Here is a 21,891-nt window from a genome sequence, read left to right on the forward strand (position 1 = left end):
GAACAATGACTACACCCTCCGAGCATAGTAGCCTTCGCTAGCGCTTGAACTCAGGAGTCTTTGCATGTCCGTCCGTCGTACCAAAATCGTCGCTACCCTTGGCCCGGCCAGTAACTCGCCGGAAGTTCTCGAACAGCTGATTCTGGCTGGTCTGGACGTTGCCCGTCTGAACTTCTCCCACGGCACCCCCGACGAGCACAAGGCTCGCGCGAAGCTGGTGCGTGACCTGGCTGCCAAGCACGGTCGCTTCGTCGCCCTGCTGGGTGACCTGCAAGGCCCGAAAATCCGTATCGCCAAATTCGCCAACAAGAAGATCGAGCTGAAGATCGGTGACTCGTTCACCTTCTCCACCAGCCATCCGTTGACCGAAGGCAACCAGCAAGTGGTCGGCATCGACTACCCGGATCTGGTCAAGGACTGCGGCGTGGGCGACGAGCTGCTGCTCGACGACGGCCGTGTGGTGATGCGCGTTGATACCGCCACCGCAACAGAATTGCATTGCACCGTGACCATCGGCGGCCCGCTGTCCGACCACAAAGGCATCAACCGTCGCGGTGGCGGCCTGACCGCACCGGCCCTGACTGAAAAAGACAAGGCCGACATCAAGCTCGCCGCCGAAATGGAAGTCGACTACCTCGCGGTGTCCTTCCCGCGTGACGCTGCCGACATGGAATACGCCCGTCAACTGCGCGACGAAGCCGGCGGTACTGCCTGGCTGGTAGCGAAGATCGAACGCGCTGAAGCCGTGGCCGACGACGAAACCCTCGACGGCCTGATCAAGGCATCCGACGCGGTGATGGTTGCCCGTGGTGACTTGGGTGTGGAAATCGGCGACGCCGAGCTGGTGGGCATTCAGAAGAAAATCATTCTGCACGCACGCCGCCACAACAAGGCGGTGATCGTCGCGACCCAGATGATGGAGTCGATGATCCAGAACCCGATGCCAACCCGCGCCGAAGTGTCCGACGTGGCCAACGCCGTGCTCGACTACACCGACGCCGTGATGCTGTCTGCTGAATCCGCCGCTGGCCAGTACCCGCTGGAAGCTGTGCAGGCAATGGCGCGCATCTGCGTCGGCGCTGAAAAGCACCCGACCGGTAAAACCTCCAGCCACCGCATCGGCAAGGAATTCACCCGCTGCGACGAAAGCATCGCACTGGCGACCATGTACACCGCCAACCACTTCCCGGGCGTCAAAGCGATCATCGCCCTGACCGAAAGTGGCTACACCCCGCTGATCATGTCGCGCATCCGTTCCTCGGTGCCGATCTACGCGTTCTCGCCGCACCGTGAAACCCAGGCGCGCGCAGCCATGTTCCGCGGCGTGTACACCGTACCGTTCGACCCGGCTTCGCTGGAACCGCACGAAGTCAGCCAAAAGGCGATCGACGAGCTGGTCAAGCGCGGCGTTGTGGAAAAAGGCGACTGGGTCATCCTGACCAAGGGCGACAGCTACCACACCACCGGCGGCACCAACGGCATGAAGATCCTGCACGTGGGCGATCCGCAGGTCTGAGTGACACGCTGAAAAACAAAGCCCCGCTGTTATAACAGCGGGGCTTTTTTATGCCTATTGGATTGGTTTGACTGTCAGTTGTGTCAGTAGGCCGGTGATTTTTTCCTCGTTAACGTTGAGGTGCGTAACCCACTCACGAAGAACTGGACACATTGCGTGGTCAGGGAGGATGCATAAATGAACTTACAGCAGACACAGACAAGCATTTCACAAGGCGAACTGGATCCCGCATTCGGCGACAATGGCAAGGTCTTTTTGAAAACACCTGATCCACAAGATCAGGAATTCAGCATGCGGGGACTATTCGTCGATGAACTGGGCACCACTTACATCACCGGAGATGTTCTTCGCTCGACCCGACGTTCTGACTATTGCTGCGTAAAACTGGACGCCCGAGGCAACCTCGATGAATCATTCGGCGCTGCGGGTTACGTCACCGGCCGGTTTGATGATGACACGGGCGGAATGACGCATTCGCACGCTCACGAAATAGTGACACTGGACGATGGAAAGCTGCTCCTGATTGGCATTTTCTTTGACGGTAGCTTGAAAAAGTCCAAGGCACTTGTACGCCTGAATGCCGACGGCAGCCTGGATCCGGAATTTGGCAAACAAGGCAAAGTCATCATTGAACTTGAGGACGAGAGCAAGCTACTGCGCAAGTCACGCGAGCCTTCCAGGTTTGCTGCGCAAACACAGGGTGAAAATCCCCGTTCGACTGTGTTGCAAGATGGCCGGATACTTCTACATGAACCGGTGGGTTGGGGCTTCGAAAAAACGACTACCGCAGTTATTCGCCTATCGGCCACTGGGGTTCTGGATGACAGTTTCGGCAAGAAGGGAATCGTGCACATTTCCCACCCGGATTTTGCCCACACAGCGTTGAATGATTTGTTAGCCAAACAGGACGGCTCTTATGTACTGGCAGGTCACGTTCACAATGATGACCTGAACTCTGTCTCGGCCTTACTGACTCGCTTGACTCACGCGGGGGAGATCGCCACCTCATTCGCCGACCATGGTTATCGACTAGTAACGCCAGACCAAAATCACTTGGATTTCCTCATCGAAAAACTTGTCGCGCAAACCAACCGGCGCCTTCTTGCCGTGGGGAGGACTTATGGTGTCGACGTGGCGGGTTTGCTGATCAGCCGAGAAGCAGACGGCAGCAAAAATATCCAGTTCAACGGTGGCGAGCCGTCGCAGACCAAACTGGACGGATACCAAACCATCTGGCATTGCGCGTCAATCAAGCCCGATGGAAAAATTCTGGTTTTCGGGCTAGTACGGACATCCGATACACCCAGCTATGTTGTCGCCAGATTCATCGATGACGGCACTCTCGACACTTCATACGCGAACGGCAAGGGTTGGCGGATGTTCCCCATTGGCCAAGCGTTTCGGGATGCAGCCAGTTTCACCGAGGACAAAGTGACGTTTCTCGGCCACGTCATTGTTGCAGGAAGGCGTGAGTATTGCGTTGCCCGTGGACTGATCGGGTGACAGCAACCCCATGACTGATCGCTAAAAAACCGAAGCCCCGATACGTGAGTACCGGGGCTTTTTTGTTTTCTGATCCAGGAGATGTGTCGACTGATCCGACGCCATCGCGAGCAGGCTCACTCCTACAGTTGAAATGCGTTCCCCTGTAGGAGTGAGCCTGCTCGCGATGGCGTCAATCCAGTCAGCGAACCTATCAATGCCGTTTGATAAACCCGGTCAACGCCGCCAACGCTTCCGGCGAGCGCAGTCTTTGAGTGAACAATGCGCCCTCCTCCTCGATCACCTTACGAATCAACTCGCGATCCGGCGCCTTCATCAATTGCTTGCTGATACGCACTGCCTCAGCCGGCAGTTCGTCGAAACGCAACGCCACTTCCCGCGCCTTGCGCAACGCTGCATCGCCGCTGCCCAACGCCTCCGTAGCAATGCCCCAGGCCGCGGCTTGTTCACCGGTAAAGCCTTCGCCCAGTAACAGAAGCTCCGCCGCTTTGGCCTGCCCGAGCAAACGCGGGAGGATCAGGCTCGAACCGAACTCCGGGCACAAACCAAGATTGACGAACGGCATGCGCAATCGCGAATCGCGGGCCACGTAGACGAGATCGCAATGCAGCAACAACGTGGTGCCAATGCCCACCGCCGCGCCGGCCACAGCGGCGATCACCGGTTTGCGGCATTCGAGCAGATTGAGCATGAAGTGAAAGACCGGGCTGTCGAGGTCGCTCGGCGGTTGCTGGACGAAGTCGGCAATGTCGTTGCCGGCGGTGAAGCATTCGGCGCTGCCGGTGATCAGTACGGCGTTGATCTCAGGATCGCCATCGGCTTGCTTCAGCGCCTCGGCGAGGCGGCTGTACATGGCGCGGGTCAGGGCGTTTTTCTTGTCCGGGCGATTAAGCCGCAGGGTCAGTAAACCGCGTTCGCGTTCCAGCAGAATGGCTTCGGTCATGGCGTGTCTCGCGTCGGAAATTCAGCGCTCAACCACGGCTCAAAAATACGTCGGCCAGCAGTTGATTGCGCGGCAGTCCGGCTAGGTACAGACGCCTTGCGAAAGCGTCGACACTGGCCGTCGAGCCGCAGACTAAGGCCAGGGTTTGCCGGGAAACAAGGCGCAGTTGCGCCAAAGCGGCGGCTGACTCGGCCGCCGTCCACAACTCGACGCTGAGGTTTTCGCGCTGCGCGGCCAGTGCGGCAAGGGGTTTGGCCAGATAGTGCTCGTGATCGTCATGGGCCACGTGAATGATGCGGATCGCGCCTTGGTGATCCTGGCGCAGGGCTTCACGCAACACGCCGAACAACGGGCCTAGACCGGTGCCGGCAGCCAGCAGCCACAGCGGCCGGTTGTGCCAGTCGGGGTCGTAATGCAAGGCGCCGCCGCGCAGTTCACCGAGGCGGATAGAGTCGCCGATCTGCAAGCGCCGCGCGGCGTCGCTGAACTCGCCGGGCTGGCGGCAATCGAGGTGGAATTCGAGAAAACGGTCTTCTTCCGGCAGGCTCGCCAGCGAATATGGCCGGGCGATGTGATCGATCCACAACACCAGATGTTGCCCGGCGCTGTAGCGCAAGGGCCGCTGCGGGGTCAGACGCAAACGCAGGACGCTGTCGCTGAGCCAGTCCAGCGCCTCGACCACTGCCGGGCGACCGTCGGTGATCGGGTCGAAAGTGTGCACCTGCAAGTCTTCGACAACCTGACACTGACAGGCCAGACGCCAGCCTTGCTGACGCTGTTCGGCGCTCAAGGCGTCCGGGCGATTGTCGGCGGGCAAGCCTTGCACGCATTGCACCAGACAGGCATGGCAACTGCCGGCGCGGCAGCTGTAAGGCACGGCCACGCCATTCTGATTGAGGGCATCAAGCAGATTGCTGCCCGCTGCCACTGACCATTGTCGCTCACCGACGCGAAGTTCAGGCATCGACGTTCTCCCACGCGGCCGCACACCGATTGCGCCCGTCACGCTTGGCCCGATACAGCGCCTGATCGGCGCGCTGCAAGGCGTCGTCCAGATCATCGCCCAACGCCAGCAGGGTCATGCCGGCCGACAGGCTGAGGTTGCGCACATTCAGACCCACCAGTTCAACGTCGGTGAAGGCGATGCGCAGACGCTCGCAGCACGCGGTCAGCCGTTCGGCGTCGCAATCGGGCAGCAGCACGACGAATTCCTCACCACCATAACGCGCCAGCACATCGCCGTCGCGCAGGCATGCCTGTGCGACGCCGGCGAAGGCCTGCAGCACCTGATCGCCCGCCGCATGGCCGTGCAGGTCGTTGATGCGTTTGAAGTGGTCGAGGTCGATCAGCGCCAGACCATGCACGATATCGTCGTCCATTTCGTTCAGCTCTCGCGTGGCCAGACGCAGAAAATGCCGACGATTGAACAACCCGGTCAACTCATCGGTGGCGACCAGATCTTCGAGCTGCCGCATCATCCCGCGCAGGGTGTCCTGATGCGCCTGCAAGGCAAACCGGCGTTGACGCTGGCGTTGTCGAGAAACCTGGACGAAACGCGCGTAAAGCACCAGCCACGCCAGCACCATCGCCAGAATGCACACCTGCAAGGCTGCGAGCGCCGGTTCGCGCAAGCGGAAGTGGTAGCCGTCCCACAGCGTGATTGCGCAGAAACTGAAGAACACCAGCAGTGCGCAACGCACGAAAGCCCGTCGGCTGAGGTGGAACAGGCCGAACAGCAGGATCAGCACGTAGAACACCAGAAAGGCACCGCGGGCTTCACCCAGATGGGCGATCAGCCAGGTCTGCCAGCCGAGGCCGAGCAGCACCTGCACTTCGGTCAGGCTGGGATCGGCAAAGCGCAGGTTGCGCCCGCTCCAGAACAGCGCGAACAGCGCCGACTGGCTGATGACGACCAGCGCACTGCCAACGGCGACAGAAGTCAGGGACTGCTCGTAATGCCCCGTGAAAAACGCCAGCCACAGCAGCAGCAAAGCCAATCCATAGGTGGCCGCAGCGAGGGCAAAGCGTTTGAGCAAAAGACGTTGAATGGCGTTATGGGTCAATCGTTGACTCACCGTGCGATAAGAGGCTGACCGAGTGTCCTACTCTACAGACCGGCTGCCACTTTAGAGGCCCAGTCGATAAATGACCACCGATTTTCGGGCTCGAAAATTGACGTCAAAAGTGTGGCCTGCGTATACCGTCAAAAGCCCCTCACCCTAGCCCTCTCCCGGAGGGAGAGGGGACTGACCGAGTTGTTTTTCCGAGCTACACCGACCTGAAGCATCACGTCGAACTCTGGTTTGCAAACGGCACAAATCAGCTCCCTTTTCCTCAGCCGAACCGAGTTTTTGAATACCACGAAAATCGGCTCCCTTTCCCCCTCGCCCCCCTTGGGGGAGAGGGCTGGGGTGAGGGAGTAGCTCTTGAAGTGCAAACCCGCTGGCCGATATTCGCCCACCCATGCGACCAACGAATGACTGCCGGCGCGTGTACGCCCCATCGAGGCGCGGTATACTGCCGCGCCTTTTTAGCGTCGCGCCAGCAGCCCCGGCGTGCCCGGCCCAAAGGGCCAGCTTCAAGTTGCAAGCTCCAAGCCGCAAGCTCGAACAGTCCGCGTACTGCTCCAACTTGCCGCTCGAAGCTAGAAGCTCAAAGCTGCCCTATTAAAATGTTCCCGTCTTTTAGAGGAGCGCGACTCATGACCGTGATCAAGCAAGACGACCTGATTCAGAGCGTTGCCGACGCCCTGCAGTTCATTTCCTATTACCACCCCGTGGATTTCATCCAGGCGATGCACGAAGCCTACCTGCGCGAAGAATCGCCAGCGGCCCGTGACTCGATGGCGCAGATCCTGATCAACTCGCGCATGTGCGCCACCGGCCACCGCCCGATCTGCCAGGACACCGGTATCGTTACCGTGTTCGTGCGCGTCGGCATGGACGTGCGTTGGGATGGCGCCACCATGGGCCTGGACGACATGATCAACGAAGGCGTACGTCGCGCCTACAACCTGCCGGAAAACGTCCTGCGTGCCTCGATCCTCGCCGACCCGGCGGGCGCTCGCAAAAACACCAAGGACAACACCCCTGCCGTGATTCACTACTCCATCGTCCCGGGCAACACCGTGGAAGTGGACGTGGCGGCCAAGGGCGGCGGCTCCGAGAACAAGTCGAAAATGGCCATGCTCAACCCGTCCGACTCGATCGTCGACTGGGTACTGAAGACCGTTCCGACCATGGGCGCCGGCTGGTGCCCACCGGGTATGCTCGGCATCGGCATCGGCGGCACCGCCGAGAAAGCTGCGGTCATGGCCAAGGAAGTGTTGATGGAATCCATCGACATTCACGAGCTGAAGGCCCGTGGCCCACAGAACCGCATCGAAGAAATGCGTCTGGAGCTGTTCGAGAAGGTCAACCAGTTGGGCATCGGCGCCCAGGGTCTCGGTGGCCTGACCACCGTGCTCGACGTGAAGATCATGGACTACCCGACCCACGCCGCCTCGCTGCCGGTGTGCATGATCCCGAACTGCGCCGCCACCCGTCACGCACACTTCGTGCTCGACGGTTCCGGCCCGGCCTCGCTGGAAGCGCCACCGCTGGACGCCTACCCGGAAATCGTCTGGGAAGCCGGCCCGTCGGCCCGTCGCGTCAACCTCGACACCCTGACCCCGGAAGACGTGCAGAGCTGGAAGCCGGGCGAAACCGTCCTGCTCAACGGCAAAATGCTCACCGGTCGTGACGCTGCGCACAAGCGCATGGTCGAGATGCTGAACAAGGGTGAAACCCTGCCGGTGGATCTGAAAGGTCGCTTCATCTACTACGTCGGCCCGGTTGATCCGGTCGGTGACGAAGTGGTTGGCCCGGCGGGCCCGACCACCGCGACGCGGATGGACAAGTTCACTCGTCAGATCCTTGAGCAAACCGGCCTGTTGGGCATGATCGGCAAATCCGAGCGCGGCCCGACCGCGATCGAAGCGATCAAGGACAACAAAGCCGTGTACTTGATGGCCGTCGGCGGTGCTGCTTATCTGGTCGCTCAGGCGATCAAGAAGTCCAAGGTGCTGGCGTTCGCCGAACTGGGCATGGAAGCGATCTACGAGTTCGAGGTCAAGGACATGCCGGTCACCGTTGCGGTGGACAGCAAAGGTGAGTCGGTGCACATCACCGGTCCTGCGATCTGGCAACAGAAGATCAGCGAAAGCCTGGCGGTAGAAGTGCAGTAAGCCCTTCGCCCTCATAAAAACGGCCGGTTCATCCCTTGGATGATCCGGCCGTTTTTGTTTGTGCAAACCGATCGCGATAAAAACGTCGTCAATGCACACAAAATGATCTTGCGCACCTGTCAGATCTGACAGGTTCATTTAATCGCGGTTCTTGTTAGCGTCAGTCCATTCACGCCCACCTTCTGCGCAATGGATTCGACCATGGCCGAGCAACAAGAACTGAGCATCACCACGCCCTCCATCGCCAAAAGCGCATCGATCGCCACCATCGGCAAAAGCTGGGGCGCTGTGGGCCCGACCGGAGCGGCAGCGTTCGAACTGCCGATTCCAACATCCGCCGGGCGAGGCTGGGACCCACAGTTTTCCTTGAACTACAGCAGTCAGAGCGGCAACGGTCCGTTCGGCCTTTCGTGGAATCTGAGTGGCGTGGGTCAGATCAGCCGCCGCACCAACAAAGGCGTGCCGCGTTATACCGAGCACGACGAAATCATCGGCGTAGATGGCGAAGTATGGATGCCGGAGCTGGACGAAAATGGCGAACTCAAATCACGTGATGCCAACAGCTACAACGGCGTCGACATCGGTCCGCACAAAGTGGTGCGTTACTGGCCTCAAGTCGAAGGCGACTTTGCTTTGCGTGAGCGCTGGCAGCGCCAGACCAGAGAAGCAGATCCACCGGTGTTCTGGCTGATACATGGCGCCGATGGTTCACTGCACATTTACGGCAAAACCGCAGCGACAAGGCTCGCCGATCCCGATGCACCTGGACGCGTCGCCGCATGGCTGATCGGCGAAAGCATGAACGCCCGTGGCGAACATATCTGCTTTGAGTACAAGGCCGATGATCAGGATCCTGACCCGACACATGACTACCGCGCCCAGCGTTATCTGTGCCGCGTGTGCTATGGCAACTTCACCGCCAGCAGCGATCTGTACAGCTGGAAAACAGAGAATCCCACTGACCTGGACTGGCACTTCCACCTGCTGTTCGATTACGGCGAGCGCAGTACGTCGCTGACCGATATCCCGGCCTATGACGGCTCCCCCCGAACCACTGGACAGTCCGCCCCGACCGCTTTTCAACCCATGGTCGGGGCTTTGAACTGGGCACGCGCAGACTGTGCCAGCAAGCGTTGCTGTTTCATCACTTCTCCAAGGAAAAAACCGAGCGACCGAAACTGGTACGCCGCCTGCTGCTGGAATATCACCAACCGCAGAACATCGCGCAATGGACCTACAGCCAGATCAGCGCGGCGCACTATCAGGCGTTCGATGCCAACGGCGTTGTCGAGAACACGCCGCCGATCGAGTTCGACTACGCCGCCTTCGATATCAATAAAAAACCGCTTCAACTCTTCGAGTTCGAGGTGCAACCGGGCATCGAAGACAACAATTTCTATCAATGCGTCGATCTCTTCGGCGAAGGCGTGCCGGGGTTTCTTTGCCGTTATGACCAGAGTTGGTATTACCGCGAACCGCTGCGCGCGACGAAGGGCGGCGATGAAATCGGTTATGGACCCTGGACCGCATTGCAGAAAATTCCGGTCGCCGATCGCAACCGTCCGGTACAGCAATTGTTGACCGATCTTACCGGTGACGGCCGACTCGACTGGGTCAGCGCGCAACCGGGCAGCAGTGGCTTTCGCACATTCACCGCACAGCGTCAGTTTGACGATTTTGTTGCCTTCGGCCATTTCCCGCCGGAGTTCTTCTCCGCACTCTCGACACTTGGCGACCTGAGCGGTGACGGCTTGAGCAGCCTGGCCTTGATCGGACCGAATTCGGTACGGCTGTATGCCAACCAGCGCGAACAAGGTTTCGCCGCGCCTGAAGAAGTGCCGCACAAACCCGACGACGACAGCTTGCCGGTATTCAGCAACTCTCCGACAGAACTGGTGCTGCTGGGCAATCTTCTCGGCAGCGACATGCCCGAGCTGTGCCGGATACGCCACGATGAAATCCGCTGCTGGCCGAACCTCGGTCACGGCCGCTTTGGCCAAGGTCGCAAGATCAGCGAACTGCCCTTCAACTACGCGCAATTCGATTCGTCACGCGTACGCCTTGCCGACCTCGACGGCTCCGGTGCCGCATCGCTGATTTACCTGAATTCAGACACTTTCGATATCTACCTGAACCATGGTGGCAACGGCCTGGAGCAGACGCCGATCAGCGTGCCGTGGCCCGACGGCGTACGTTACGACCGTTTCAGCCAAGTGAGTTTTGCCGATCTGCAGGGCCTGGGTTGTGCCAGCCTGATCCTGACGCTCACGCACATGCAGCCGCAGCACTGGCGCTACGATTTTGTCTCGGCCAAACCGTATCTGCTGACCAGCAGTAACAACAACATGGGTTGCAGTACCCGCGTGATCTACCGCAGTTCGGCGCAGGAATGGCTGGATGAAAAACACCGTCTGCTCACTCTCAAATGTTTGCCGGTATGCAACTTGCCGTTTCCGGTAGCAGTGGTGAAGAAACAACAGCAACTGGATGAAATCACCGGCAATTGCCTGACGCAGACGTTCACCTGGCGGGAAGGTTTCTACGACAGCCGTGATCGTGAGTTCCGCGGTTTCGGCCATTTGCAGCAAACCGACAGTGAGAGCGCCAGCGGCGCTGATGACGTCGGCTTCAGCGAACCGGTGCGGGTGTATACCTGGTTTCACACCGGACAATCGATGGACCGGCCGCGCACCGGCTACTTCAATCAAGACACGCAAGCGGTCCCCCTCGGCAACACTCTGTTCAGCCGGCATCACCCAGACGACGACGTTGATGAAATCATCCCGGCGCACGATGACGATACCCGGTACCAGATTTCCCGGGCGCTGGCCGGCGCGGTAATCCGCAGTGAAACCTATGCCGATGCAGAGGTGGACGGCCCCGGGATCGCCACGCCTTATGTGGTCGAAGAATGGCGTTATCAGGTGCGCGAAGTACGCCCGCAAGGTGCTTGTGCCGCTGCTGTATTACTGCCGCTGGTGGTGGAAAAAATCAGCTGTCAGTACGACCGCTTTGTCGATGATCCTCTGTGTCGCAAAGAGCTGAATCTGCGCTGGAGCGCATACGGTCAGCTGACGCACGCAATGAAGGTGAGCTACGCCCGGCGGCTTACCGAAGAGGATTTGCCGCCATTCGATGATACCGATGAACAACAATGGTGGCTCGACGCTCATGACCCGGCGCAGCAATCGTTCTACCTGAACGAAAGCCGTTCAGCGTTCATCGAGCTGGACAAGGACTTGCAGCATTGGCGTCTGGGTTTGCCTTATCAACAGCGAGATAACGCGCTGGTCTTGCCAAAAGGTATTTTGCCCACAGGGCTCGACGCAGAGCAGGTGTCTTATGAATACCTGATGGCGCATGAGGATTCGGCGCACTGGAATGCCGAACGCGTGCTGACGACACAGTCCGTGCAGCGTTACCTGGGTACCGATGGCAAGCAACTGGAAGACGGTGTTGCCGGGTTCGAAGCCCTGGCCGGCCCACTGGAAATCGCACAACTGGACAAGACCGCGCTGGACGCTTACAGCGAAGTGCGCCCTCCAATCAACGTGCGGGACGAACTGCGAAAGATCGGATATCTGCCGATGCCGTTTCTGTTCTGGGTGAATCCATTGGGCGGTACGGAGCACGACCTGTGGTCGGCCAATTTCGGCTATGCCGAATACGCTGGCCTCGACGGTTTCTACAAAGTACAGCGTTATCGCGAAACCCTCAGCCACGGCTACACCCGCGCCGAATACGACGCTCACGCGCTGGCCGTGACGCTCGTGGTGCTGCCGGATGGCTGTACCACGCGCATCGAGTACGACTACCACGCGCTGCAACCGCTAAAGATATTCGACGCCAATGACAACGTTCAGGAAGCGATCTACGAGCCTTCCGGCCAGCCAATTGCCAGCAGCTTTCACGGCACAGAGAACGGCCAGCCTGCCGGCTTCAGCCCGCTGGAAGAGTACAGAGTTCCAGAAGACCGGCGCCCGGAGACGGCCATCGCCAACCCGGGAAAAGCCGTGCAGGAAGCCGCCACCACCTTGCGCAAGGATCTGTTCAGCTGGATGGGACAGGTGACCAATGACAGCCGGACAACCCGCGAATGGATCGCTCGGAGGGATCTCTTGCCCAGCGGCCACATCAGGGCCAGCGCACGGCGGCGACTCGCACAGCGCAGCAGCGCACTGACACCTGCTGAGCAAGCCCTGCACGAGGTCATCAGCACGGTGCATCGCGAACCGGTGCACAGCGTCATCCTCAGTGCCGACCGCTACCCCGACGTTGCGACAGATGCGCAGATCCAGATCATCAAAGCTTGCGTCGATGGCTTTGGCCGGCCCCTGCAAACCCAGCAACGGGTTGATCCGGGCATGGCCTATGCCGTAAGCGACGATGGCTCGCTGATCGTCGAGGATGGTCAATTCAAACAAGTCGATGCCAATCCGCGCTGGCGCATCAGCGAGCGTGTCGAATACAACAACAAAGGCTTGCCGGTGCGTCAGTTCCGGCCGTTTTTTGCCAATATCCACCGCTACGTCAACGACCAGTCACTGCGCGAGCTGGGCTACTTTGATCAGGTGTTCTACGACGCGTTGGGGCGCCAGACCAGGCTGGTCAACGCCAAGGGTGACTTCTCCCGCGAGACCTACCACCCGTGGTATCGCGCCAGCGAAGATTTCAATGACACCGCCGAGCCGCCACCACCGCCAAAGGTACAGCGGTCATGATCGCCAACCTGCATCGACGTACGCCAGCGCTTGCCGTCAGCGATGCGCGTGGTTTGCGGGTGCGACAGGTGGCGTACCTGCGTGCGGTGGCCGATGACACCGCTACTGCCCTGGTTACCCGCCAATATCACGACCACGCAGGACGGTTGGTCGAGCAATGGGATCCGCGTCTCTCGGTGCCGTCTCTGACCTCGGTCCACAGCCTGGCCGGGGCGCTGCTGAAATCTGCCAGTGTCGACGCCGGCTGGCGTTTCAACTTGCCGGGGCTGGCCGGTGAGCCACTGCAACGCTGGGACGCGCGCCACGCGCATTGGCGCACGACCTTCGATGGGCAACTGCGGGTGGTGACGCTCGCCGAAAACGATGAAGTTATCGATAGGTTTACCTATGCCGATGCATCGGCCGACGCCGGGCATAACCAGCGCGGCCAGTTGCTGGAACAGAAAGAATCTTCGGGTTCATTGCGCACCGACAGCTTTGCCCTGACCGGCCAGCCGCTGAAGGAAACCCGCACCTTTACCGATGGCCAAGCGTTCACCAGCCAGCGCCGATTCAGCCCGCTCGGCGTGGTGCTGGAGCAGACTGACGCCGGCGGCCACCGACAACAGTTGCGCTACGGTCTGGCCGGACAGCTCAAGCAAACGCACCTGCAAATCAACAGCAAGTCCCACTCACACCCGGTGCTGCTCGACGCGCAGTACAACGCCGCCGACCAGATCATCGAACAACTGGCCGGCAATCAGGTGCGCAGTCAGTGGACGTACGACCCGGCCGACGGCCGCTTGCATACCCAATCCAGTCGCAAGGACAGCGGCGCTGTGCTGCAGGATTTCGAATATTTTTACGACCCTGTCGGCAACATCACCCGCATCGAAGACCACGCATTTCAACCGCGCTACTTCGCCAACCAGCTCATCGACGGCCATCGCGACTTCACCTACGACTCGCTCTACCGACTGACCAGCGCAACGGGTTACGACGACGCCCCGCCCTCGGACATTCCCGGCCTGCCGCAACCGGCGAACAATCGCCTCAACTTCACCCAGACGTACCGGTACGACCGCGGCGGCAACCTGACCGAACTGTGCCACGTGCGTGCCGGCAACAATTACACCCGGCAAATGCGCATCGACCCCAACAGCAATCGCGGAGTGCTGTGGACGGAGGGCGAGGAACCGGACTTCGACAAGCTGTTCGACCGCCACGGCAATCAACAAGCCATCCACGTGGGCAAACCCCTGAAGTGGAACGCCCGCGACGAACTGCACCAGGTGATTCTGCTGGCCCGCGAGAACCACAACAGTGACGCCGAACGCTACGAATACAGCCAGGGTATGCGGGTGTTCAAACGCCACGACTATCTGGCCGCCAACGTCGAACATTTCCATCAGGTGCGTTACTTGCCGGGGCTGGAAATTCGCACTCGTGACAATGGCGAAGAACTGCACGTGATCAGCGTCGGCAATGCGCGCTACCTGTATTGGCTGGCGAAAAAACCCAAAGGCATCGACGCTGATCAACTGCGCTACAGCCTTGAAGACCACCTTGGTTCCTGTGTGATGGAGCTGGATCAACAGGCGCAACTGATCAGCCAGGAAGGTTATTACCCGTTCGGCGAAACCGCATGGATGGCCGCTCACTCAGCGCTTGAAGTGAGTTACAGGTTCATTCGCTACTCGGGCAAGGAGATGGACGTCAGCGGGCTGTATTACTACGGCGCACGGTATTACGCGCCGTGGTTGCAACGCTGGATCAGCACCGACGCCGAGCAGGCGGACGGTCTGAATTTATATGCATTCGTGGGGAATAACCCGATCGGTTTTATCGATCCGGACGGGAACACGCGGGCAGAAAGCGTGATCATGCTGTATTCGGCGTTTGCTTCCGCCGTAGAAGGACACTCCGAGGAAGTATTGGGGCAACTGCACAACATCATCAATCAAAATGTTGCACTGAACATGGCAGTGAATCTGGGGGGAGAAATCGTCAGAGGGATTGTCGGCTATGAAGGTGGATCTTTGGGCGGTGCCCAATTTGACACCATGATTCCAACACTTGAAGTGGCACCGAACGTGTTGAAACCTTCATCGTTGGTCGGTGGCAACATCGGGGGTGATGTCGCCGGGGCCATCGTTGAGCCGGTGGCAAACTCTATCGGCCTGCAAGTCGGGCCTTTGATCCCGCAAACCTCGCAGATGTCCGTCAGCGCGATTGATCAAAGCCTGGGGATCGAGGCCCCCGTCAAGGAAATCAACTCATGGAAAGACTTCAAGAGCGAAGTGCTGCATCCGACACTCAATTCGTTATTCAGTCCAGCATTTTTAATGAACAGAGTATTCGGAACAGTGGTGGGGATCATTCCCGGCGCACTTAACATGGGAAGTCGGGCGCAGGAAGCACAAGACATCAAGAACCGGCTTGACCCGGTGAAAATTGAAAAGATCGAAAAAATGCTCAGCGACTGGAAAGCGGCCATTGAACAACGGTCTGCATGGGCGGAAAAAGCTTTTGACGCATTGGGCGTTGACAGTGTTTCGCCTGCCAATGTGCTGCCGAATGTCAATGGCAATACTTCCAGCGAAACGCTGGCCGTCATTACGCGCGCTGGCTTGCAACAGAAAAACCGAGCCGTGCTCGCCAACATCGCACAGGCTCAGGCCGGACTTGCGCGATACAGAGAGATGGGGACCACTGACAATCTGTACAAAGCAAGACAACGGCATCTGGCATCAAAGAAGCCGGGGAACCCCCTCCTCACCAAGTTTAAAAACGGTCACTGAAACCATGCACGCACGCACGCCCTCCCTGACAGGGATTGACGGACGAGGCCTGCCAGTCCGCAAGGTCGCGTACTTGCGTAGCGTGACAGGTAACACGTCAAGCACCCTGGTGACCTGCCAGGGACACGATTCAGCCGGGCGTCTGATCACGCAACGGGACCCGCGCTTGTCCATGGCTAACACGGCAACTGTTTATTCGTTGAATGGCAATGCGGTGCTTATCGACAACGTGGATAGCGGCTGGCGTGTGGTGCTGCCAGGGCTGGCCGGCGAGTCGCTTCAGCGTTGGGACGCGCGCTGGCATCACTGGGTCATGACTTTCGACGAGCAATTGCGCAGGCTGACAGTTGAAGAAAATGGCATCGCTGACGTCGAAACCTTCATATACGGCGACGCTGGCGCCGATGCGCTGCACAACTTGCGCGGCCAGCTCCTCGAACAGACAGACCCCGGCGGCACCCTGCACATGACCAGCTTTGCCCTGATCGGCGAGCCATTGGAAGAAACCCGTACCTTCCACGACGCCAAGGCCTTCACCACCCGCCGCGTCTTCAGCCCCCTCGGCCTCGTGCAGGAGCAGACTGACGCCAGCGGACACCGACAACAGTTGCGCTACGGTCTGGCCGGACAGCTCAGGCAAACGCACCTGCAAATCAACGACAAGACCGATTGGCACGCGGTGCTGCTCGACGCGCAGTACAACGCCGCCGACCAGATCATCGAACAACTGGCCGGCAACCAGGTGCGCAGTCAGTGGACGTACGACCTGGCCGACGGCCGCTTGCACACCCAGTCCAGTCGCAAGGGCAGCGGCGCTGTGCTGCAGGATTTCGAATATTTTTACGACCCTGTCGGCAACATCACCCGCATCGAAGACCACACTTTTCAGCCGCGCTACTTCGCCAACCAGCTGATCGACGGTCACCGCGATTTCACTTACGACTCGCTCTACCGACTGACCAGCGCCACCGGTTACGACGACGCCCCGCCGCCGGACATTCCCGGCCTGCCGCAACCGGGCACCCCTGGCGATCGCCTCAACTACACCCAGACCTATCAATACGATAACGGTGGCAACCTGATCGAACTGTGCCATGTCAGAGAGGGCCACAACTCCACCCGGCAAATGCGCATCGACCTGAACAGTAATCGCGGGGTGCCCTGGAAAACAGGCGCACCGGAACCGGTGTTCGACGATCTGTTCGATCGCCACGGAAATCAAAAGGCGATGCACCCCGGCAAACCGCTGCTCTGGAATGCCCGCGACGAGCTGGAAAGCGTGATCCTGATCCAGCGCGAAGGCGGACCGAATGATGCCGAGTGTTACCGCTACAGTCAGGGTGTGCGCGTGTACAAACGCCACGAATTTCATACCCCCACTGCCGAACACTTTCATCAGGTGCGCTACCTGCCGGGCCTGGAAATCCGCACCCGCGACAACGGTGAAGAACTGCACGTCATCACCCTCGGCAATGCCCGCTGCCTGCATTGGGCAGAGAGAAAACCCAAAGGCACCGACACCGATCAATTGCGTTACAGCCTCGAAGATCACCTCGGTTCCTGCGTGATGGAACTCGACCAACAGGCACAACTGGTCAGCGAGGAAGGTTACTACCCGTTCGGTGCCACGGCGTGGTTGACCGCGCCCTCGAAAATTGAAGTCAGCTACAAGTTCATTCGCTATTCGGGCAAAGAGATGGACCTCAGCGGTATGTATTACTACGGCGCACGCTATTACGCACCTTGGTTGCAACGCTGGGTCAGTGCGGATCCGGCGGGCGATATCGATGGGTTGAATCTGTACGGTTTTGTGCTCAACAACCCCGTGACTTACTTCGATTCGACAGGCAACAAAACGGAGGAAGCCCAATCGTCTAACGGAGGAGTTCTGGCATTTATTACCGGAAACACTCCCAGAGAGCGTATGCAGAAGAAACTGGCCTTCCATAACGAGCTGCTTTCAGCCGTCGATCTGGCGGTCAGGGATGTCACCACTCAAATACTCAACCATCGTTCCGAGACCAACAGCAGAGTATCAACAGCGAAAAGAACAGGTTTTTTCCTTGCGGAAAAGGGTGCATCCAACGCGGTTGGCATAGGCTTGAGCGCGGCCGGGGTAACACTGGGAATCCCCGGCGGCCCTCTCGGAATGCTGATCGGCGGGGCACTTGGTTTCGTGGTCGGAAAAACCGTGAGTAAAACTACGAAAGCAATCGGCAAACATACCGGTTTGAACACCGCCATCAGCCTGCAACCGGATCGATTGAAAGGAGACAAGCTGATCAAGCAAACAGAAGCAGAACAAGGCCCCGTGGTTAACATTAAGTCTTTGGCTACTTACAACCCGCTCAAACCCGCAGGACGGCAAGAGATCAAACAGGGCGCTATCGTAGCTGGCAAGGAATTGGCGCTGGCAGGGGCGGGCAAGATCCCCTACGTCGGGCCGGCCATCAAGGTCATTCCGGATACCCTCGATCTCTTGAGTGAAATAGCAACCAGCGCAATTGATCTTACCGAGGATGAGGTGACAGCATTGGATGCCGACATTATCGGCACGATAAATATGCTGCAGCGTGGCTCGGAACATTTAATCGAAAAGGTCAAGGCCATGAGTTTCTCTGACACCACTAAACGCATTGAACGCATTGAACGCGAAACCGGAACTCGAATAAAAACGCTTCGAAACCTGCGAACAGTGCTTCATTCCAACTCGTCCAGTTTTACTGCCGTATGAAAAGGTGACGACACGGCTCTTGGCCTCAACAGTGCACATGGTAAGGTGCCTGCCCGTCCTTATCCCTGCGCCCAGCATGCTGCCGACTTCCCGTACCTTGCGTCTGTCGTTGTATACCCTGCTGATCATCGCCGGCGCGGCGCTTGCCGCTACGCTTGCGATCCGCCACGCCGAACGTCAGGCGCTGGAGGAAGACGCGGCCCGCGCCAACCAGCAACTGGCGCTGTACGCCAATTCCCTGCACACCCTGATCGACCGCTATCGCGCCCTGCCCGCCGTGCTGGCGCTGGACCCGCAATTGCGCGCGGCGCTGGCCGGAGCGGTCGATGCCGACGAACAGGCGGCGCTGAACCTGAAGCTCGAGAAGATCAACGGTGCGGCACAATCCTCGACCCTTGAACTGCTCGATCACACCGGCCTCGCCGTGGCCGCCAGCAATTGGCGTCTGCCGAGCAGTTACGTCGGCCACAATTACGGTTACCGCCCCTACTTCAGCCAGACCCGTACCCAAGGCACCGGGCGTTTTTATGCCGTGGGCGTGACCAGCGGCATTCCCGGCTACTTCCTCTCAAGCGCCGTACTTGGTGATAACGACGAGTTTCTTGGGGCAATGGTGGTCAAGCTGGAATTTCCCGAACTGGAGCGGGAGTGGAGTCAGGGCAATGACACGCTGCTGGTCAGCGACGCGCGCGGCATCATCTTCATCGCCAACCAACCCGGCTGGCGCTATCGCGCGCTGCGGCCGTTGAGCGCCAGTGACATGGCCGAGATCAAGGCCACGCGTCAATACGACAAACAATCGCTGGTGCCCCTGACCCACTTGTCGCTGCGCCGCTTCGATGACAACAGCGATCTGCGCCGCGTCGAAGGCCCGCAAGGCACGGCGGATTATCTGTGGGAATCGCTGCCACTGAGTGCCGAAGGCTGGACCCTGCACCTGCTGCGTCATCCGCAAGTGGCGTTCGAAGATCTGCGCAACGCCGGCCTCGCCGCCGCCGGGGTGTGGCTGGCACTGGTGTTTCTGTTGCTGTTTCTCAACCAGCGCTGGCGCCTGTCGAAAATCCGCCAGCGCAACCGCGAGGAACTGGAGCAGTTGGTGGAAGAACGCACCCGCGACTTGCGCACCGCGCAGGACGGTCTGGTGCAATCGGCCAAACTCGCCGCGCTCGGTCAGATGTCCGCCGCGCTGGCCCACGAAATCAATCAACCGCTGACCGCCCAGCGCATGCAACTGGCGACTCTGCGCCTGCTGCTCGACCATGGCCGCGTCGACGATGCCTATAAAGCCTTGAAACCGGTGGATGACATGCTCACGCGCATGGCTGCCCTCACCGGCCACCTCAAGACTTTCGCGCGCAAAAGCCCCAGCGGCTTGCGCGAGCGGCTGGATCTGGCGACGGTGGTCGATCAATCTCTGCAGTTGCTCGATGCGCGGCTGCGCGACGAACAGGTCAGTCTGGTGTTGCACCTGACCCGTCCGGCGTGGGTGCGCGGCGATGCGATTCGTCTCGAACAGGTGCTGATCAACCTGCTGCGCAACGCCCTTGATGCGATGCAGGGCAAAGCGTGCAAGCGTCTGCAAATCCGTCTGGAAGCCGATGAGCAACTGTGGCGTCTGAGCGTCAGCGACAATGGCGGCGGCATCGCCGAAGATCATCTGGGCCAGGTGTTCGATCCGTTCTTCACCACCAAACCGGTGGGCGACGGCCTGGGCCTCGGGTTGGCGGTATCCTTCGCCATCGTGCATGAATCCGGCGGCCGTCTGAGCGCCGAGAATGGCGACAGCGGCGCGGTGTTCAGCCTGACTTTGCCGATCGATCTGGAGGCACACATCTGATGCTTAACTCGGTAATGGTGGTCGATGACGAAAGCAGCATTCGCAGCGCCGTCGAGCAGTGGCTGAGCCTGTCGGGCTTCGAGGTGCAGTTGTTCAGCCGCGCCGAAGACTGCCTCGCCGCCCTGCCCGCGCACTTTGCCGGGGTAATCCTCAGCGATGTGCGCATGCCCGGCATGGGTGGCCTGGCGCTGTTGGCCGAAGTGCAGAAACGCGATGCCGATCTGCCGGTGATCCTGCTCACCGGTCATGGCGATGTACCGATGGCCGTCGAAGCGATGCGCGACGGTGCCTACGACTTTCTGGAAAAACCGTTCAGCCCGGAAACCCTGCTCGGCAGCTTGCGCCGGGCGCTGGACAAACGCCGTCTGATTCTGGAGAACCGCGCCCTGCACGAGCAGGCCGACAACCGCGCGAAACTCGATGCGACCCTGCTCGGCGTGTCCCGTGGTTTACAGACGTTGCGCCGGCAGGTGCTGGATCTGGCGACGCTGCCGGTCAACGTGTTGATCCGTGGTGAAACCGGTAGCGGCAAGGAACTGGTCGCGCGTTGCCTGCATGATTTTGGCCCCCGAGCGGACAAACCGTTCGTGGCGCTGAACTGCGCGGCGATCCCTGAGCAGCTGTTCGAGGCCGAGCTGTTCGGTCACGAGAGCGGCGCGTTTACCGGTGCCTCGGGCAAGCGCATCGGCAAGCTGGAGTACGCCGATGGCGGCACCTTGTTTCTGGATGAAATCGAAAGCATGCCGCTGGCCCAACAAGTGAAACTGCTGCGCGTATTGCAGGAGCAGAAGCTTGAACGGCTGGGTTCGAACCAGAGCATTCGTGTCGATCTGCGGATTGTCGCGGCGACCAAACCGGATCTGCTCGACGAGGCTCGGGCCGGGCGGTTTCGCGAGGATCTGGCCTATCGCCTGAACGTCGCCGAGCTGCGCTTGCCGCCGTTGCGCGATCGTCGTGAAGACATTCCGTTGCTGTTCGAAACCTTCGCCCACAATGCCGCTGAACGCTTGGGGCGTACCTTTCCACCCTTGAGCGGCGCGCAATTGAGTCATCTGCTCAGCCACGACTGGCCGGGCAACGTGCGCGAACTGGCGAACGTTGCCGAACGCCAAGTGTTGGGGCTGGACGAGCCGGCACCGGGGATTGATCCGGGGCAATCGCTGGCGGCGCAACAGGAGGCGTTTGAAGCGCAATGCCTGCGTGCAGCATTGACCCGGCACAAGGGTGATGTGAAAGCGGTGCTTGAAGAACTGCAACTGCCGCGCCGCACGTTCAATGAAAAGATGCAGCGGCATGGGTTGAGTCGGGAGATGTTTTTGGCTGAGTGAGGCAGGGTCGGGATTTTTGGTGTGGCTGAATCCATCCCCCTCACCCCAGCCCGCTCCCCCAAGGGGGCGAGGGGGAAGGGAGCCGATCTTTGTGCTGTTCAAAACCTGAGTTCGACTCGATATCTCAAGTCGGTGGACCTCGAATAATCCACTCGGTCAGTCCCCTCTCCCCCCGGGAGAGGGCTAGGGTGAGGGGCTTTTTGATCTCAGCCCCAATAAGCGGAAATCCGCTCATCAAACCAGATCCTTCGGCGATATCCCGCTCAGTCAGGTCTGCCATCCCCTCTAAACCGGCCCTCCCCCC

11 protein-coding genes and 1 pseudogene are annotated in these 21,891 nt (G+C 59.6%); 9 read left to right on the plus strand and 3 right to left on the minus strand.

The features are described from left to right. The first annotated feature begins 64 nt into the window (after positions 1-64). A complete protein-coding gene (gene pyk / locus AB4N44_RS10835) occupies positions 65-1,516 on the plus strand; it encodes a pyruvate kinase (RefSeq protein ID WP_460108959.1) in 1,452 nt (483 codons plus the stop codon). Between the two features lie 177 nt (positions 1,517-1,693). Continuing rightward, entirely contained in the window at positions 1,694-3,019 is a 1,326-nt protein-coding gene (locus AB4N44_RS10840) for a delta-60 repeat domain-containing protein (RefSeq protein ID WP_460108958.1), read from the plus strand. A 193-nt stretch (positions 3,020-3,212) separates the two neighbouring features. Here the strand turns inward: AB4N44_RS10840 and AB4N44_RS10845 are convergent, their stop codons facing one another. The 3 genes from AB4N44_RS10845 to AB4N44_RS10855 are packed head-to-tail and all read right to left on the minus strand — an operon-like array spanning position 3,213 to position 6,025. After that, on the minus strand, positions 3,213-3,962 hold the full coding sequence (locus AB4N44_RS10845; RefSeq protein WP_316917003.1) for an enoyl-CoA hydratase-related protein: 750 nt from the start codon (positions 3,960-3,962) through the stop codon (positions 3,213-3,215). A 28-nt stretch (positions 3,963-3,990) separates the two neighbouring features. Next, positions 3,991-4,926: an iron-sulfur-binding ferredoxin reductase gene (locus AB4N44_RS10850; RefSeq protein ID WP_460108956.1), complete on the minus strand. Its 936-nt coding sequence runs from the start codon at positions 4,924-4,926 to the stop codon at positions 3,991-3,993. Next, entirely contained in the window at positions 4,919-6,025 is a 1,107-nt protein-coding gene (locus tag AB4N44_RS10855) for a GGDEF domain-containing protein (RefSeq protein ID WP_127929550.1), read from the minus strand. Before AB4N44_RS10855 ends, AB4N44_RS10850 begins: the two co-directional genes overlap by 8 nt. Before the next feature lie 638 nt (positions 6,026-6,663). Between AB4N44_RS10855 and AB4N44_RS10860 the strand changes: the two genes are divergently transcribed. The 7 genes and pseudogenes from AB4N44_RS10860 to AB4N44_RS10890 all read left to right on the plus strand — a co-directional run bounded on the left by AB4N44_RS10860 (position 6,664) and on the right by AB4N44_RS10890 (position 21,587). Then, positions 6,664-8,187, plus strand: coding sequence for a fumarate hydratase (locus AB4N44_RS10860; RefSeq protein WP_007916251.1), 1,524 nt, complete (start codon positions 6,664-6,666; stop codon positions 8,185-8,187). Between the two features lie 201 nt (positions 8,188-8,388). Beyond that, a pseudogene (locus AB4N44_RS10865) lies at positions 8,389-9,141 on the plus strand (SpvB/TcaC N-terminal domain-containing protein); the annotation flags it as partial. A 179-nt stretch (positions 9,142-9,320) separates the two neighbouring features. After that, positions 9,321-12,908, plus strand: coding sequence for a toxin TcdB middle/N-terminal domain-containing protein (locus tag AB4N44_RS10870; protein ID WP_460108954.1), 3,588 nt, complete (start codon positions 9,321-9,323; stop codon positions 12,906-12,908). Beyond that, positions 12,905-15,688: an RHS repeat-associated core domain-containing protein gene (locus tag AB4N44_RS10875; protein ID WP_460158214.1), complete on the plus strand. Its 2,784-nt coding sequence runs from the start codon at positions 12,905-12,907 to the stop codon at positions 15,686-15,688. Before AB4N44_RS10870 ends, AB4N44_RS10875 begins: the two co-directional genes overlap by 4 nt. 172 nt (positions 15,689-15,860) lie before the next feature. Beyond that, positions 15,861-18,422, plus strand: coding sequence for an RHS repeat domain-containing protein (locus tag AB4N44_RS10880; protein WP_224790097.1), 2,562 nt, complete (start codon positions 15,861-15,863; stop codon positions 18,420-18,422). Positions 18,423-18,498: 76 nt separating this feature from the next. Further along, positions 18,499-20,259, plus strand: a complete 1,761-nt coding sequence (locus AB4N44_RS10885) for an ATP-binding protein (RefSeq protein ID WP_460108950.1) — start codon at positions 18,499-18,501, stop codon at positions 20,257-20,259. Further along, a complete protein-coding gene (locus tag AB4N44_RS10890) occupies positions 20,259-21,587 on the plus strand; it encodes a sigma-54-dependent transcriptional regulator (protein WP_127929555.1) in 1,329 nt (442 codons plus the stop codon). Before AB4N44_RS10885 ends, AB4N44_RS10890 begins: the two co-directional genes overlap by 1 nt. Positions 21,588-21,891: the final 304 nt, after the last annotated feature.

This window comes from Pseudomonas sp. S3_C06 (assembly GCF_054667675.1).